12 protein-coding genes are annotated in these 15,188 nt (G+C 71.2%); 7 read left to right on the forward strand and 5 right to left on the reverse strand.

All coding sequences use genetic code 11. The features are described 5' to 3' along the window. The first annotated feature begins 220 nt into the window (after positions 1–220). Together lepA and ABD466_RS10450 are read left to right on the forward strand one after the other, a co-directional pair. The gene (gene lepA / locus ABD466_RS10445; protein WP_344656766.1) at positions 221–2,074 is read left to right on the forward strand and encodes a translation elongation factor 4; all 1,854 of its coding nucleotides are present in this window, start codon (positions 221–223) and stop codon (positions 2,072–2,074) included. 52 nt (positions 2,075–2,126) lie between these two features. Then, positions 2,127–2,834, forward strand: coding sequence for a PhzF family phenazine biosynthesis protein (locus ABD466_RS10450; RefSeq protein WP_344656767.1), 708 nt, complete (start codon positions 2,127–2,129; stop codon positions 2,832–2,834). A gap of 298 nt (positions 2,835–3,132) precedes the next feature. On the opposite strand, the gene ABD466_RS10455 is transcribed toward ABD466_RS10450, so the two are convergent. From ABD466_RS10455 to ABD466_RS10465, 3 genes are read right to left on the reverse strand one after another with little or no spacing between them, the layout of a single operon-like run. Next, positions 3,133–5,859, reverse strand: a complete 2,727-nt coding sequence (locus ABD466_RS10455) for an RNA repair domain-containing protein (protein ID WP_344656768.1) — start codon at positions 5,857–5,859, stop codon at positions 3,133–3,135. 6 nt (positions 5,860–5,865) lie between these two features. Then, positions 5,866–7,611: an RNA ligase family protein gene (locus ABD466_RS10460; protein WP_344656769.1), complete on the reverse strand. Its 1,746-nt coding sequence runs from the start codon at positions 7,609–7,611 to the stop codon at positions 5,866–5,868. 32 nt (positions 7,612–7,643) lie between these two features. Beyond that, a complete protein-coding gene (locus tag ABD466_RS10465) occupies positions 7,644–8,150 on the reverse strand; it encodes a GNAT family N-acetyltransferase (protein ID WP_344656770.1) in 507 nt (168 codons plus the stop codon). 276 nt (positions 8,151–8,426) lie between these two features. On the opposite strand from ABD466_RS10465, the gene ABD466_RS10470 reads away from it, so the two are divergent. The 5 genes from ABD466_RS10470 to ABD466_RS10490 all read left to right on the forward strand — a co-directional run bounded on the left by ABD466_RS10470 (position 8,427) and on the right by ABD466_RS10490 (position 13,108). After that, positions 8,427–9,671 carry an MFS transporter gene (locus tag ABD466_RS10470; RefSeq protein WP_344656771.1) on the forward strand — a complete coding sequence of 415 codons (1,245 nt, stop codon included), beginning with the start codon at positions 8,427–8,429 and terminating at the stop codon, positions 9,669–9,671. 113 nt (positions 9,672–9,784) lie between these two features. Then, positions 9,785–10,636, forward strand: a complete 852-nt coding sequence (locus ABD466_RS10475; RefSeq protein ID WP_344656772.1) for an SDR family NAD(P)-dependent oxidoreductase — start codon at positions 9,785–9,787, stop codon at positions 10,634–10,636. 20 nt (positions 10,637–10,656) lie between these two features. Further along, positions 10,657–11,883, forward strand: coding sequence for a radical SAM family heme chaperone HemW (gene hemW / locus ABD466_RS10480; RefSeq protein ID WP_344656773.1), 1,227 nt, complete (start codon positions 10,657–10,659; stop codon positions 11,881–11,883). A 13-nt stretch (positions 11,884–11,896) separates the two neighbouring features. Next, positions 11,897–12,553, forward strand: a complete 657-nt coding sequence (locus tag ABD466_RS10485; protein ID WP_344656774.1) for an MOSC domain-containing protein — start codon at positions 11,897–11,899, stop codon at positions 12,551–12,553. Positions 12,554–12,586: 33 nt separating this feature from the next. Beyond that, positions 12,587–13,108 carry a DUF4232 domain-containing protein gene (locus ABD466_RS10490; protein WP_344656775.1) on the forward strand — a complete coding sequence of 174 codons (522 nt, stop codon included), beginning with the start codon at positions 12,587–12,589 and terminating at the stop codon, positions 13,106–13,108. Between the two features lie 13 nt (positions 13,109–13,121). Here the strand turns inward: ABD466_RS10490 and ABD466_RS10495 are convergent, their stop codons facing one another. Continuing rightward, positions 13,122–13,964 (reverse strand): DUF3097 domain-containing protein, encoded by an 843-nt coding sequence (locus tag ABD466_RS10495; protein ID WP_425558605.1) that lies wholly within the window; start codon positions 13,962–13,964, stop codon positions 13,122–13,124. Positions 13,965–13,974: 10 nt separating this feature from the next. Beyond that, positions 13,975–14,826, reverse strand: coding sequence for an MBL fold metallo-hydrolase (locus ABD466_RS10500; protein WP_344656776.1), 852 nt, complete (start codon positions 14,824–14,826; stop codon positions 13,975–13,977). Positions 14,827–15,188 lie beyond the last annotated feature (362 nt).

Consider the following 15,188-nt stretch of genomic DNA (forward strand, 5'->3'; position numbering starts at 1 on the left):
ACGCGCCACGCAAGGGACCAGGCTAGCAGGCGGGCGTGCGCGGACCCAAACCGGGCACGTAGCCTGTGACGTTGCTATATACGGTTCTCAGTTACCCCACGGGTCATGGGACGATAGAGGGCAGTGTAGTGAACTCTGTAGTGAGCCCTGCTAGTAGAGCCATAGACCTGTAGAGCTTTAGACCCGTAGCACACCGTTCCCCGGACAGACTGGACCCCGAGTGCCCGCCCTCCCGCCGAACATCCCGCAGCCGTCGACCACTGACCAGGCGCTGATCCGCAACTTCTGCATCATCGCCCACATCGACCACGGCAAGTCGACCCTGGCCGACCGGATGCTGCAGCTCACCGGTGTGGTCGACGAGCGTGCCATGCGCGCCCAGTACCTGGACCGGATGGACATCGAGCGCGAGCGCGGCATCACCATCAAGTCCCAGGCAGTGCGCCTGCCGTGGCGGGCCGACGACGGCCGGACCTACATCCTGAACATGATCGACACCCCCGGGCACGTGGACTTCACCTACGAGGTGTCCCGGTCGCTGGCGGCGTGCGAGGGCACCATCCTGCTGGTCGACGCCGCCCAGGGGATCGAGGCGCAGACCCTGGCCAACCTGTACCTGGCCATGGAGAACGACCTGCAGATCATCCCGGTGCTGAACAAGATCGACCTGCCGGCCGCGCAGCCGGAGAAGTACGCCGAGGAGATGGCGCGGCTGATCGGCTGCGACCCGGACGAGGTGCTGCGGGTCTCGGCCAAGACCGGCGTCGGCGTCCCGGACGTGCTCAACGAGGTGGTGCGCCGCGTCCCGGCCCCGGCCGGCGACCCGAACGGCCCGGCGCGGGCCATGATCTTCGACTCGGTCTACGACTCCTACCGCGGGGTGGTCACCTACGTCCGGGTGGTCGACGGCCACCTGACCAAGCGCGAGCGCATCCAGATGATGTCCACCGGCGCCACCCACGAGCTGCTGGAGATCGGCGTCATCTCCCCGGAGCCGACGCCGTCGCAGGGCCTGGGCGCCGGCGAGGTGGGCTACCTGATCACCGGCGTGAAGGACGTGCGGCAGTCCAAGGTCGGTGACACCGTCACCACCCAGAACAAGGGCGCCACCGAGACCCTCGGCGGGTACAAGGAGCCCAAGCCGATGGTGTTCTCCGGCATCTATCCGATCGACGGCTCGGACTACCCGGAGCTGCGCGAGGCCCTGGACAAGCTGCAGCTCAACGACGCGGCGCTGGTCTACGAGCCGGAGACGTCGGCGGCCCTGGGCTTCGGCTTCCGCTGCGGCTTCCTGGGCCTGCTGCACCTGGAGATCATCCGGGAGCGCCTGGACCGCGAGTTCAACCTGGACCTGATCGCCACCGCGCCGTCGGTGGTCTACCGGGTCGTGATGGAGGACGGTACCGAGCACATCGTCACCAACCCCTCGGAGATGCCCGGCGGCAAGGTGATGGCGATCCACGAGCCGGTGGTCCGCGCCACGATCCTGACCCCGAACGACTTCGTCGGCGCGGTGATGGAGCTGTGCCAGAGCCGGCGCGGGACCATGCTCGGGATGGACTACCTGTCCGAGGACCGGGTCGAGATCCGCTACACCCTCCCGCTGGCCGAGATCGTCTTCGACTTCTTCGACTCGCTGAAGTCCAAGACCCGCGGCTACGCCTCCCTGGACTACGAGCCCACCGGCGAGCAGCAGGCCGACCTGGTGAAGGTGGACATCCTGCTGCACGGCGAGACCGTCGACGCGTTCTCCGCGATCGTGCACAAGGACAAGGCCTACGCCTACGGCGTCCGCATGACCGAGCGGCTGCGCGAGCTGATCCCGCGCCAGCAGTTCGAGGTGCCGATCCAGGCCGCGATCGGCTCCCGGGTGATCGCCCGCGAGTCCGTTCGCGCGATGCGCAAGGACGTCCTCGCCAAGTGCTACGGCGGCGACATCTCCCGCAAGCGCAAGCTGCTGGAGAAGCAGAAGGAAGGCAAGAAGCGGATGAAGATGGTCGGCCGCGTGGAGGTCCCGCAGGACGCCTTCATCGCCGCCCTGACCAACGAGACCGGCGACAAGGCCAAGAAGTGACCGCCGGGAAGTGACCGAGGTCGCGGTCGGTGCCGCACAGTAGCCTGGGCTTATGAGCGTGATGGCTGACGTCCACATAGTCCGGGTGTTCACCGACGGGCAGGGGTTGTTCGGCAACAACCTGGGCGTGGTGCTGGACGCCGCGCACCTGGACGCCGCGGCCGGCTCCAAACTGGCCGCGGACCTGCGGTTCAGCGAGGTGGTCTTCGTCGACGACGTCGACAAGGCCGCCCTGCGCATCTTCACCCCGGCCGCGGAACTCCCCCTGGCCGGGCATCCGCTGGTCGGGACCGCGTGGCTGCTGTCGAAACTCGCCGGCCGCCCGGTCACCACGCTGCGCCCGGCGAAGGCGGCCGAGGTAGCGACCTGGGCCGAGGACGGCCTCACGTGGATCCGCGGCCGCGTGGCCGACGCCCCGGACTGGGGCCTGGTCCAGCTCGCGGACGAAGGCGCGGTCGAGATGCTGGCCGTGCCACCAGGGCCGGAGTACCGGCGGCACCAGTTCTGGGCCTGGGTCGACGAGCCACGCGGGCTGATACGCGCCCGGGTGTTCGCCGCGGACAGCGGCGTCGACGAGGACGAAGCCACCGGCTCGGCCGCGATGCGGCAGGTCGAGGCACTGCGGCGGCCGGTGATGATCCGACAGGGGTGGGGGTCGGAGATCTGGGCGCGACCGGCACAGGCGGCCGGGTGGGCCGAGATCGGCGGCCGGGTCGCGGGGGACGGGGTGCGGACGGTGACGGTCGGCGGGACGGATTAGGCGTCCGGCGGAGCCGAGGAAAGCGGATGGACCAAGCCGAGCGGAGCCGGGCTGAGTCGAGCCGAGCCAAGTCCGGCCAACCCAGCCCAGCCGAGCCCAGCTGAGCCGACCTGAGCCGAGCCGAGCCAAGTCCGGCCGAGCCGACCTGAGCCGGGCCAAGCCAAGTCCGGCCGAGCCGACCTGAGCCGAGCCGGGCCAAGTCCGGCCAAGCCAAGCTAAGCCGAGCCGGGCTGAGTCGATTGAGCCGAGCCGAGCCAAGTCCGGCCAAGCCGCCGCCCCCCGCGGCTGCTCGCCACCTTCAGCGCAGGCTCGGCACCTCGCCGTTCTCGGCGAGGTCGATGGTCACGCCGGTCAGCCCCTTGAGCCAGTGCCTGCTGATCACGTCCAGCTCGGTCCGGGTCGGCGGGGTGCGGCCGAGGCCGATGGCGAAGCGCAGCTCGGTGGCGGTGCTGTGGAAGGGGCGGGGCCACGCGTGGACGTCGGGGATGCCGGCGTCGTCGAGGGCTGTGAGCAGGCTGCGGGTGCGGCCGCGGACGCGTCCTTCGAGGATGGCGCGGTGGTCGGGTGTCGGGCTGGTGAGCGTGAGGACGGCCCAGCCGCGGTGGCGGCGGTGCAGGGGTGGCGGGGTGAGCAGGGTGGGGAGGGGGTCGCGGGTGGCGGTGACCGTCTCCCAGGCGTTGTAGAGCTCCTCGGTGATGAGGTCGCGGGTTGCGGGGGTCAGGTGCAGCGTGAGGTCGCGGATCGGTGCGGTGGGGGTGGGGATCGGCTCGTGCCAGTCGTGGGCGGCCCAGGTCTCGAAGAAGTCGGTGAGGTCCCGGCAGCGGGCCGCCATCAGGGCCCAGGCCAGGCCGGGGAGGCCGCCGAGCGGGGCCGCGTCCAGGCCGCGGGCGCGGGCCCAGGCCTTGACCACCCGGACGTGCGGACCGGGACGCAGCGCGAGGATCGCTTCGGCGTCGGAGACCGCGGACAGGGAAGCGGCGATGGTCTCGCCGAGTTCGGCGCGCCGCTCGACCGCGGCGGTCACCGGTACGTCGGCGACCGGCGCCAGTACCAGGTCGGCGCTCAGCCGCGGGGTCGCGATGCGCAGGCCGGGGACTCGGGCACCGACCATCTGGCGGACCCGGCACTCCTCCCCGAGCGCGTCGGCGACCCGTCGCTCCAGCGTGAAGACGTCCGGCGTCCCGGGGAGGGCCGCGACGAGGTCGAGGTCGGCGCCGGGCAGGTGCGTCCCGCTCCGCCGTGAGCCGACGACGTGGACCGCGGCTTCGGGGAGCGTCGCGGAGACGCGCTCGGTGAGGGCGTCTGCTTGACGGTCGAGGCACGGCCCGTCGAGCGCTGATTCGGCCGCCGCGTCCTCGTCGGCCCAGCGCACATCGCCGGTACCCAGCATCACCACGGCACGCACCCGCATCGGCTCGTCGCCCCGGCGCGACAGAACCGCGAGGCGGTCGACCGTCGTGGCGATCGGTGCGAGCTTCACCGGGGTCCGCGCCGGGTCCGCGACCTTGCCCAACGTGAGGTGAGGTGTGAACACGTCGCGGCTGCGGCACGTCGGGAAGCGGGTGAGGAGCGCGGCGTGCAGACTCCGCCAACCGTCGCCTTCCGGCTCCAGCCACAGTGTCGAGTCGTCGCGATGCGTGAAATGACGGATCTCGCTGAGATGCACGTCGAACGCTGGGACCGTGGCCGCGACCTTGCTGATGAGCGGGACGGCCGCGTCGAACTCCGGCTCGCCGACGAAGCCGAACAGGATGTTGACATGCGGCGGCCATCGCAGCACCTGCGGGTCGTGGCGCCGCCGGACTTCCTGAATGTCATCCCAGACCTCTTCGGGCGGGATCCAGGCGACGGCGGTCCGCGCGGTGGGGCGCGCGTCGAGCGAGGCAGTGGAGGCGGCAGAGGAGACGAGAGACGCTTCGGGTACCAGGGTCGCCGTGATCCCGTAGTGGTCCGAGACGAACAGGCCACCGGCGTTCGGTACGTCGCCCACGAGGCGGATGTCGGATGCCTGCCACCCGCGCACGAGCACACGGTCCAACCGCTTGGCCTCCCCGCTCAGCGACGAGACCGCGGCCAGCGGGTTCGCCGTCGGGTCGAACGTGGGTGTCCGGTCCCCGGCACCGTGGACGGAAGTCCACGCGTCCGTCAGGCCGAGCCGCATCGACGGCGCGTCGGTGTCGTCGTTGAAGTCGCCGACCAGCACCACCGGCACCTCCACCCCGGTCAGCCCCTCGGCGAGCTGCGCCAACTGCTCGGCACGCAGCCCGGCGCCGTCGGTCGAGTGATCGCTGCTCAGGTGGGTGACGGCGACGACGACCGGTCCCGTCGCCGTCTCCACGACGACGGCCGTGACCGCCTTGAAGGTGCCGAGCACGTGCCATCCGGCCTCGACCACGGGAAGCCGGGTGAGCAGAGCCAGGCCGCTGTCCGGGACGTCGGAGGAGCGCGGATCGCTGCTGATCGTCCACGACTCGCGGATCCACGGCTCGGCCAGCAGCGTCTTCAGCAGTGCCGGCTCGACCTCTTGAAGGGCGATCACGTCCACGTCGGCCTCGGCCAGCGCGGTCAAGAGCATCGGGCGGCGCTCGCCGGTGTGGATCAGGTCGCTGTCATAGCGATCCCACAGCGTGTTCCACGTGAGGACCTTGATTTCAGAGGCGGCGACGCGGGTCGCGGGGGCGGTCGACGCGGACGGAGAAGCCGGTCGCCAGCGCCCCTCCGCGAACGCGAACACATGCGGCGTCCGAGCCGCGAAGAACGGCGCCGCCAGCAACCGCTCCCGCTGTGCCAGCCCGGCGCCGGAGGCGTCGAGCGCGTCCAGGCCCGACGCGCGGTCCCACACAAGTTCGCCGTCCGCCTCGAAGAACACCACCCGGTGCCAGGGAATCTCCCCGTGCGGATCGAACGACGGCAACGGCACCCGCTTCGGCTCCCGGCCCCGCTGTTCCACCCCGAGCACGAAGCGCGAGGCGTCGAACCGCGCGTCCCACCGTATTCGGTGGTAGATCTCCTGGCTGGTACGCATCGCGGCTCAGTCCTCCCACGGTGTCGACGCGAGCGTGTCGTCGTCGGTGTCGAGATCGGCGTCGAGGCCCGCGTCGGCATAGGAGAACGAGACACGGTGCGCCTCGCCGGGATACGACGGCTCGTAGCGGCGGATCTGGGCGGCCAGCACGTCCTCCGGCACGGGATGCTCACGCTTCCGGTTGCGCAGGGCGAGCTCTTCGGCCGAGAGAACGAGCACCCGGTGCTCGATCAGGGCGTTGCGGCGCTGTCCCACCCGGTCGACGAGCTTTCGCTGCGAGCGCGTCAACGACGTCGCGTCCCAGATCACGGAAGTGCCCTTGGCCAGGAGCTCCTCCAGCTGACTGACCGCCTCGCGGAAGACTTCCTGGTTCGCCGACTGGTTCGCGCGGGATCCGCGTGCCGCGCGCAGATCATCGAGGCTCACGACTTCCGTGCCGGGCGCCTTGGCAAGCGAGGTGACCAGCGTGCTCTTGCCGCTTCCGGAGATGCCGACCATGTGAGTCAGCCGCGGGTAGTCGCCGTCGCGCCACCGCCACGTAGCGGCGACCGCTTCCTCAGCGGACGCGATCCGGCCCTGCGCGAACAGCTCGCGTGCCTCCCCCCAACAACGGTCCGCCGCGTGATCGGGGAGGTCGGTGAAGGCGGCCTGGCACGCGGATCGGAAGGCCGGCAGAGGCGACGTCGGCAGGAGACCCGCGTCCTCGGCCACCAGCGCAGACCACGTGACGCTCTCGGCGGACGCCGCAGTGGGCGCCGTGGCAGCGGCGATGGCGTGGAGGACGGCGAGGTCGGTGCCGAAGGCCATGCGCACGAGTCCGGCACGTCGCTTGTCGTCGTCGAGGGGGTTGTGAAGGCGGCGGGAGTGGCCGATGACGTCGGCGATGCGGCGCGCAATGGGGAGGCCGAGGGGAACGGCGAGTTCGGCCATGGCGTCGGCACGACGGCGCTCATGGAGGAGAGCGGCCATGGCACCGATGAGGCGCGAGGTGCCGAAGCAGCCGGCGACGTCCATCCGGGAGTAGGCGTCGGCCAGAAGCCCGGCTGAAGCCGGGGTGACGTCGATCGCCGGTGCCAGTTCCGTCGCCGGGACGTCGACGCCGTTGCGGACCGCCCACCCGGGCGCGCCGGGCCCGAGTCCGTTGGGGACGACTTCGGCGAACATCCAGTGCGTGTCGGTCTGCACGTGCGACGGCCGGACCCATTTGGCGACGCGCGAGCCGAAGTCGTCGTAGGCGAAGCCTTCCTCGGCCCGGACCACGTAGCCCTCCTGGCGGGCCGGGTCGAGCCGGAAAGCCTTGGTGAGCGTGCGCTCGTCTCCGTCGAACGTTCCGCGGTAGAGCACGCGCGGCGTGGGGATGCCCAGACCGGTGAGGAACGTGACCGTGGAGTCCCAGTCGAGGCAGTTGTCGCCGTTCCAGACGGAGAAGCCGTAGAAGTAGCCGTCGAGGGTGGCGTAGGGGATCGAGTGGCGGGCGAAGAGGTTCTCCCCGCAGATGCGCCAGCCTTCGGGGATCCGTGCGGCTACTCGGCTGTGGAGCGCTTTGACCCAGGCGCGGGAAGGGTGGTGCGCGGAGTCGAGGGAACGGGCGTGCAGCCCATCTCGATAGAGCGTCGTGTTCTCGCCGTCCATCTTCTCGGTGACCACGATGCGGCGCCCTGCGAGTCCGGAGAGGTTCCCGACGCGCACGTCATCAGCCGTGGCGCCAGGCGACCAGGGCAGATGAGGTGTGCGGGGATAGTGGACTCGCATGGCGCCACTGTAGGCACCGGTGGCGACAGGCTCTACGGAATAACGATCCACACGTTCGGCGGGAGGTCGGGACGGGAGGCGGGGCGTTGCTCCTCGCGCCACAGGCCCGGGGCGAGGTCCTGCGCGAGGCGGCGCCAGAAGCGGGCACCGTTGGCGTTCGCCTCTTGGAAGGCGATCTCCCAGGGACCGGGGTGAGCGGCGAGAACGTGTTTGGCGAAGTGGATGCCGATACCGGTTCGGCGTGCGCCGCGGGTGATGAAGAAGCTGTTGAGGACGCGGGTCGGCTGGTCGCGCGCGCGAACGAAGGCGAAGCCAGTGGGGTGGTCGTCGAGGAAGGCCAGGTAGGCCGTCCAGTCGGCGTCTTCTATGGCGGACACCAGCCATTCACTGCGGAAGGTGCCGTCGGAGTTGGGCAGGCGGTGGTCGAACTCTGACATGTCGTGGCGGAACAGCAGCCACAACCGCTCCAGCAAAGCACGATCGGCGGGGGTCGCGGGGCGGATGACGAGGCCGGACACAGAGGCGAGCTGGTCTTGCATGGAGGCTCCTTGCCGGGTCAGAGAACGCGAAAAGCCTCCCGGCGAACCGGAAGGCTTTTGTCTGGGAGAGATTCTACCGTGCGAGAGCTCCTACGAGAGGGGGTGGCCGCGAGGGCGGCGGAGGCGGTGCGGGCCGCCAGGGATCTGAAGGATCGGAAGGATCCGAGGGAACGCATGTGGCTGGGCTCGCAGCCGTAATAGCCTTCCGCGCTGAGAGACCCTAACGATAGGCTTCGCCCGTCAAGGCGTTGGGGAGATCGCCGCAGGGAGGGTGAATTGCGTTTGCTGCCTCAGGACCGGGCTCAACGGACGATGGCCGTGGGCACGTTCGTGAACACGATCGGGAACGGCATGTACATGACCGTCATGGTCATGTACTTCACACGGTCGGTGGGGTTGCCGGCCGCGCAGGTGGGGCTGGGACTGACGGTCGCCGGGTTGGTCGGGCTGGTCGCGGGGGTGCCGGTGGGGCATCTGGCCGACCGGCGTGGGCCGCGTGAGGTGAGTGTCGCGCTCGGCGTGCTGTCCGCGGTGGTGATGGCGGCCTTCACCCTGGTGCACGTCTTCTGGCAGTTTCTGCTGGCCGCAGTGGTGGAGAACCTGGTGGCGTCCAGCGTGCGGGCGGCGCGAGGGGCGATGATCGCGCGGTTCGGGGGCGAGGAGAAGGCGGTCTTCCGGGCATACCTGCGGTCGGTGACCAATGTGGGGATCGCCCTCGGGGGCGTGCTGGGCGGGCTCGCCTTGGTTTTCGACACGCGGGCTTGGTACGTCACGCTGATCGGCATCAACGCGGCCACGTTCGTCGTGACCGCCCTGATCACGGTGCGGGTGCCGCGGCTGCCGCCGTTGCCGGTGCCGGCGGGGGCGAACCGCTGGATCGCGTTGGGGGATCGGCGCTTCCTGGCCGCCTCGGGTCTCATGGCTCTGATGAGCATGCAGTTCGAGGTGCTGTTGTTCGCCGCGCCCTTGTGGATCGCGAAGTTGGGGCACGCTCCGCGATGGACCGTGGGGGCCCTGCTGATCGTCAACACGGTGCTGGTGGCGGTGTTGCAGGTGCGGATGAGCCGCGGTGTGGACACGGTCGCCAAGGGAGTGCGCGCGACGATCCGCTCCGGGTGGATCTTCGCGGCGGCGGCTGTGTTGTTCGGCTCGATCGGGTGGGTGCCCGGGTGGGCGGCCGTGGTGGTGCTGCTGGTCGCCGCAGCTGTGCACTCGGTGGGGGAGATCGTGCAGCAGGCCGGGGTGTTCGAGCTCAGCTACGGACTGGCCGCCGAGCACGCGCAGGGGCAGTACCAGGGCCTGGCCTCGATGATGACCGGTGGGGCGATGGCTCTGGCACCCGGGATCTACTCGCTGGCCTGCGTGGACTGGGCGCCGGCCGGGTGGTTCGTGGTGGGGGCCGTGTTCGCCGCCGCCGGGTGCGCGATGCCCTGGGCGGTCCGGGTGCGGCCGCCGGCGGTGCTGGAGGGGGACGTCGCGGCGGAGGCTGCGACGGTGCCGGTGGCGGCTGCGGCGGTCTGAGACGGCCTGAGAAGGCGCACTCGGAGCCGCTCGGAGCCGCTCCGTGTCGGCGCCGTCGATCGTATGGCGGCGACGGCTGGTGGCGGGTTCGGCGGCCGGTTGGAATGGACGGCATGGCGACCCCCAAGACCGTCCTCATCACCGGCACCTCCTCCGGCATCGGCCTGGCCGCGGCGGTCGGCGCCGCGCGCGCGGGATGGACGGTCGTGGCCACCATGCGGGACCCGGCCAAGGCCGATCCGCTGATGGCGGCGGCCGGAGCGGCCGGAGTGGCGGGACGAGTGCACGTCGAGCGCCTCGACGTCACCGATCCGGCGAGTGTCGAGGCCACGGTGGCGCGCGTGACGGCCGCGCACGGGCGACTGGACGCCGTCGTCAACAACGCCGGGGCCGGGGTCGTCGGGACCGTCGAGGTGGCGGGCATGGCGCCGGTGCGGGAGACCATGGAGGTCAACTACTTCGGCGTGGTGGAGGTCACCCGGCTGACGATGCCGCACCTGCGGGCCTCGCGAGGGCGGCTGGTCACGGTGACCAGCGTCGGAGGCGTGGTGGGGCAGCCGTTCAACGAGGCCTACTGCGCCGCGAAGTTCGCGGTGGAGGGGTTCATGGAGTCGCTCGCCCCGGTCGCCGCGACCGTCGGCGTACGGGTCACGGTGGTCGAGCCCGGCGCGGTGGCCAGCGAGTTCGTCGCCAGCCAGCGGTTGGACATCCCGATGCTGGTCGGCGCGGCGGGACCGTACGCCCCGGCGCTCGAGGCCTACGTGGACCGGACGCTGAAGTCCTTCGGCCACGCCCAGCGCTCGGAGGAGGCCGCGGCCCCGATCGTGGACGTGCTGCAGGCGGCGGCCCCGCCGTTCCGCGTGCAGACGTCGGAGTGGGCGCGCGAGTTCGCGGCGGCGAAACTGGCGGACCTGAACGGGGCGGCCGTGCAGGCCATGACCGCGCAGTGGGTCGGGGCGAGCTGAGCATCAGGGACAATGGAGGCATGCCAGGTGTCCTTCCCGACGGTGAACCCGTCCCCACCGACGGATCGCTGCCGCCGCAGGCCCTCGCCGAGCCCGAGCTGACCGGTACGCCGCTCGCCTTCTACATCCACGTCCCGTACTGCGCCACCCGGTGCGGCTACTGCGACTTCAACACCTACACCGCCTCCGAACTGGGCGGCGGCGCCTCGCAGGCGACCTACGCCGCCACCGCGATCGAAGAGGTGCGGCTGGCGCGCAAGGTCCTCGGCGGCGCCGACCTGCCGGTCCAGACCGTCTTCTTCGGCGGCGGCACGCCGACCATGCTCCCGGCGGCCGACCTGGTCGCGCTGCTCGGCGCCGTCCGGGACGAGTTCGGGCTGGCCGCCGGTGCCGAGGTCACCACGGAGGCCAATCCCGAGTCGGTGGACCCGGCCTATCTGGCCCGGCTGCGGGAGGGCGGCTTCACCCGGATCTCGTTCGGCATGCAGAGCGCCCGGGAGCACGTGCTGAAGATCCTGGACCGGCGGCACACCCCCGGACGGCCCGAGGCGTGCGTGCGGGAGGCGCGGGAGGCCGGTTTCGAGCACGTCAACCTGGACCTCATCTACGGCACGCCGGGGGAGAGCGACGACGACTGGCGTGCCTCGCTGGACGCCGCGATCGGCGCCGGGCCGGACCATGTCTCGGCCTACTCGCTGATCGTCGAGGACGGCACCCGGCTGGCGGCCCGGGTCAAGCGCGGCGAACTGCCGATGATCGACGACGACGTCCACGCCGACCGCTACCTCATCGCCGAGGAGGCGCTGGCCGCCGCCGGCTTCTCCTGGTACGAGGTGTCGAACTGGGCCGCCTCGCCGGCCGGGCGCTCCCGCCACAACCTGCTCTACTGGACCGGCGCGAACTGGTGGGGCGTGGGCCCGGGCGCGCACAGCCACGTCGGCGGCACCCGCTGGTGGAACGTCAAGCACCCGAGCGCCTACTCGCAGCGGATCGCCGCCGGGCAGTCGCCGGCGCACGCGCGCGAGGTGCTGGACGCCGAGGACCGCCGGGTCGAGCGGATCCTGCTGGAGCTGCGGCTGGACTCCGGCTGCGCCGTCAGCCTGCTGCGACCGGCCGGGCGCAAGGCCGCGATCCGTGCGGCCGGTGAGGGGCTGCTCGACGCCCGGTCACTGGCGGAGGGGTTTGCAGTCCTTACGCTCAAGGGAAGACTGCTGGCAGACGCGGTTGTCCGGGACTTGGTCGACTGAGAGGATGGGCGCCATGACTCCTGCGCGCCTCATCTCGGTGAACGTCGGACAGCCTCGCGATGTGGAGTTGAACGGCGAGATCAGGCAGACCGCCATCTTCAAGGACCCGGTCCCCGGACGGGTGAAGATCGTCGACCACCACGTCGACGGCGACCGCCAGGCCGACCAGGTGGCCCACGCCGGCGTCCACAAGGCCGTCTACGCCTACGCGCGCGAGGACCTCGACTTCTGGGCCGCGGAACTCGGCCGGGACGTCGAGGACGGATTCGTCGGCGAGAACCTCACCATCCTCGGCTACGGCGTGAGCCACGCCGTGGTCGGCGAGCGCTGGCGGCTCGGCCAGGTCGAGCTGGAGGTGGCGCAGCCCCGGATCCCGTGCTGGAAGCTCGGCGTACGGGCCGGCGACCCGGCGATGACGCGCCGCTTCGAGAAAGCCCTGCGGCCCGGCGCCTACCTGCGGGTCGTGACCGAGGGCGAGGTCGGCGCCGGCGACGAACTGGAGGTCCTCTCGCGCCCCGCGCACGGCTTCACCGTCTTCGACGGCTCGCGGATCTTCCACCGCGACCGCGCCGAAGCCGCGACGCTGTTGGAGATCGAGGAGCTGGCGCCCCCGCTGAAGAAGTGGGCGCGGAAGCGACTCGGGCTGCCGGAAGACGAATCCGAGGCCTGATCCCGGGAACGCGACTGGAAGGTGCTGGTCCCCATGCATCTGATTCGCAAAACCACAGACATCGCGGCGATCGGTTGTGCCACCGTCAGCGTTCTGACACTGGCCGGATGCGGCTCGGCGACCGATGCGAGCCCCGCGCCGGCCGCCAGCACCGCGTCCCCGGGCTGCGAACTGAAAGCCGACCTCGTCAAACTGCACGGCGTCGCGGCCGGCACGTCCTACTGGGACGTCGTCGTCACCAACACCGGCAAAGCCCCCTGCACACTGCCGGCCGCACCCGGACTCGCCGTCCTCGGCCCCGACAAGAAACCCCTGCCGGTCACCGTCAACCGCGACCCCGACGCCGAACCGTTCCCGCTGGCCCCCGGCACGTCGGCCGCACAAGCCATCGGCTACGGCACCGACGGCAACCCGCCCTGCGACGCCGAGACCACCTACCTCCGCCTCACCCCGCCCGGCGTCGACCTCGCCTTCCGCGGCGACGCCCGGCACTGCGGCAACGACGCCCTCGTGACCTCGACGTGGATCGCCGGGAACCACGCCGCGCCGCAGTGACCCGTGCTGACGCCTACCCGGTCACGAAGTCGATCAGCTCCTCGACCCGCCCCAGCAGCTCCGGCTCCAGATCCCGGAAATCGCGCACCGACCGCAGGATCCGCTTCCACGCCGCCGGGGTGTCCACCGGCCAGCCGAAGGCTTCGCAGACCCCTTCCTTCCACGGCCGCCCTCGCGGCACCACCGGCCACGCCTCCACGCCCAGCGCCGACGGCTTGACCGCCTGCCAGACGTCCACATACGGATGCCCGACCACCAGCAGATACCCGGCGAACGGCGAGCGCCGCGCCTGCTCGACGATGCGCGCCTCCTTCGTGCCGGGGACCAGATGGTCCACCAGCACCCCGAGACGCGCGTCGGGACCGGGACGGAAGTCCTCGACGATCGCCGCGAGATCGTCCACGCCCTCCAGGTACTCCACCACCACGCCCTCGACGCGCAGGTCGTCGCCCCACACCTTCTCGACCAGCTCCGCGTCGTGGCGCCCCTCGACGTAGATCCGGCCGGCGCGCGCCACCCGGGCCCGCGCCTTCGGCACGGCGATCGAGCCGGACGCCGTCCGCTGCGGTGCGGCAGCCCCCTGCGACGTCTTCGGCGGCACCAGCGACACCGGCTTGCCGTCGATCCAGAAGCCGGGGCCGAGCGGGAAGACGCGGTGCTTGCCGAACCGGTCCTCCAGCGTCACGGTCGGCCCGCCGGGCATCTTCTCGACCCGGACCACCGCGCCGCAGAAGCCGGTCTCGACGTCCTCGACGACCAGGTCGCGGACCGCCTCCACCTCGGCGGAGGCCGGCCGGCGCGCGGCGGCGGCCAGGTCGGCGGAGTACTGCTTGCTGCGGATGTCGGGCTCTGGCACGCGCGCCACCTTAGGGGAGTTCGCCGGACAGTTGCGCGTAACCTCGCACGACCGCGTCGGCGAAGTGGGAGGAGTCCGCGATCGGCCACGAGCCGGCCTCGACGGCGCGCTCGACCGGGACGCCGTCCGCGTGCAGGGCCCTGATCTGCTCGGCGACGGCGGTGACGTACTCCTGCATGTCCCGCAGGAAGGCGCGGCCGGCCGGGTCGCCGTGGCCGGGGACGTAGGTCGTGGCCTCGGTGGTGAGGGCGGACAGGGCGGCCAGCGTGGCCGGCCAGTCCAGGGGGAACGAGTCGGCGCCGAAGGCCGGCGGGCCGGACTGCTCGACCAGGTCGCCGCCGATCAGCAGCGCCGCGTCCGGCAGCCACAGCACCAGGTCGTTGTCGGTGTGGCCGCGGCCCGGGTGCAGCAGCTCGATCGTTCGGCCGCCGAGGTCGAGGGCGTGCGAGGCGGTGACGAGGTGATCCGGCGTGCGGACCACCAGCTCGTCCACCTTCGCCTTCCACTCCGGTCCGCCCTCGCGGATCAGGTACTCACGCGTCTTGAGGAAGCCGGGGCCCTCGGGGTCGAAGGCGGGGATGTTCCGGTGCCCCCAGAACTCGGCCGGCGGCACCATCAGCGGCACGTCGAACGCGGCGTTGCCCCACATGTGGTCGAAGTGGGTGTGGGTGTTGACGACCCAGCGCACCGGCAGCGGCGTCAGTTCCGCGAGCTCGGCGCGCAGTTCCTTCCCCTCCTGGACGCTGCACCGGGTGTCGGCGACGAGGACGCCCTCGCCGCCGAGCACCGCGGTCACGGTGATGTTGACCGGCTCGAACCGGCGGGTGAAGACGCCTTCTGCGGTCTCTTTCCACGCACTCATGCCTTTGATCCTGCCAGGGCCGGCGCAGCCTACGTCGCGTGCCCCGGCCGCCTCGCGCGGCGCCGCCGCGCGGGTCCGGGCCCGCCGGCTGTTCGATGCGCCGGCGTGGACGATCCCGGCGCCCGGGCCCGCTCCTCCGTGACCGCGATCGACGGGGTGGTCTTGGACCTCCTCCTCGCGGAACCCACGAATGCCTCAACGGTGGCTCCGGCCGTCCATCGCCTGCTCGACGCCCACTGTGCGGGGTGAGGCCGCCCGTGACCGGCAGGTTCCACCCGCGTCCGAGCGGATTGCCGACCGGCCGGAGGACCATTGGCGGCTACCCGCCGTTACACTGAAAGGAATGCCTTGGCACTCCACCC

This window comes from Catenulispora subtropica, assembly GCF_039531675.1.
GTDB lineage: Bacteria > Actinomycetota > Actinomycetes > Streptomycetales > Catenulisporaceae > Catenulispora > Catenulispora subtropica.

Bases quoted from the DNA above. Each gene is read 5' to 3' on its own strand.
- ABD466_RS10490 (WP_344656775.1), top strand. From the start codon at position 12,587: ATGCATCTGATTCGCAAAACCACAGACATCGCGGCGATCGGTTGTGCC.
- ABD466_RS10465 (WP_344656770.1), bottom strand. From the start codon at position 8,150: ATGCAAGACCAGCTCGCCTCTGTGTCCGGCCTCGTCATCCGCCCCGCG.
- ABD466_RS10475 (WP_344656772.1), top strand. From the start codon at position 9,785: ATGGCGACCCCCAAGACCGTCCTCATCACCGGCACCTCCTCCGGCATC.
- hemW (WP_344656773.1), top strand. From the start codon at position 10,657: ATGCCAGGTGTCCTTCCCGACGGTGAACCCGTCCCCACCGACGGATCG.
- ABD466_RS10455 (WP_344656768.1), bottom strand. From the start codon at position 5,859: ATGCGTACCAGCCAGGAGATCTACCACCGAATACGGTGGGACGCGCGG.
- ABD466_RS10500 (WP_344656776.1), bottom strand. From the start codon at position 14,826: ATGAGTGCGTGGAAAGAGACCGCAGAAGGCGTCTTCACCCGCCGGTTC.
- ABD466_RS10450 (WP_344656767.1), top strand. From the start codon at position 2,127: ATGAGCGTGATGGCTGACGTCCACATAGTCCGGGTGTTCACCGACGGG.
- ABD466_RS10485 (WP_344656774.1), top strand. From the start codon at position 11,897: ATGACTCCTGCGCGCCTCATCTCGGTGAACGTCGGACAGCCTCGCGAT.
- ABD466_RS10460 (WP_344656769.1), bottom strand. From the start codon at position 7,611: ATGCGAGTCCACTATCCCCGCACACCTCATCTGCCCTGGTCGCCTGGC.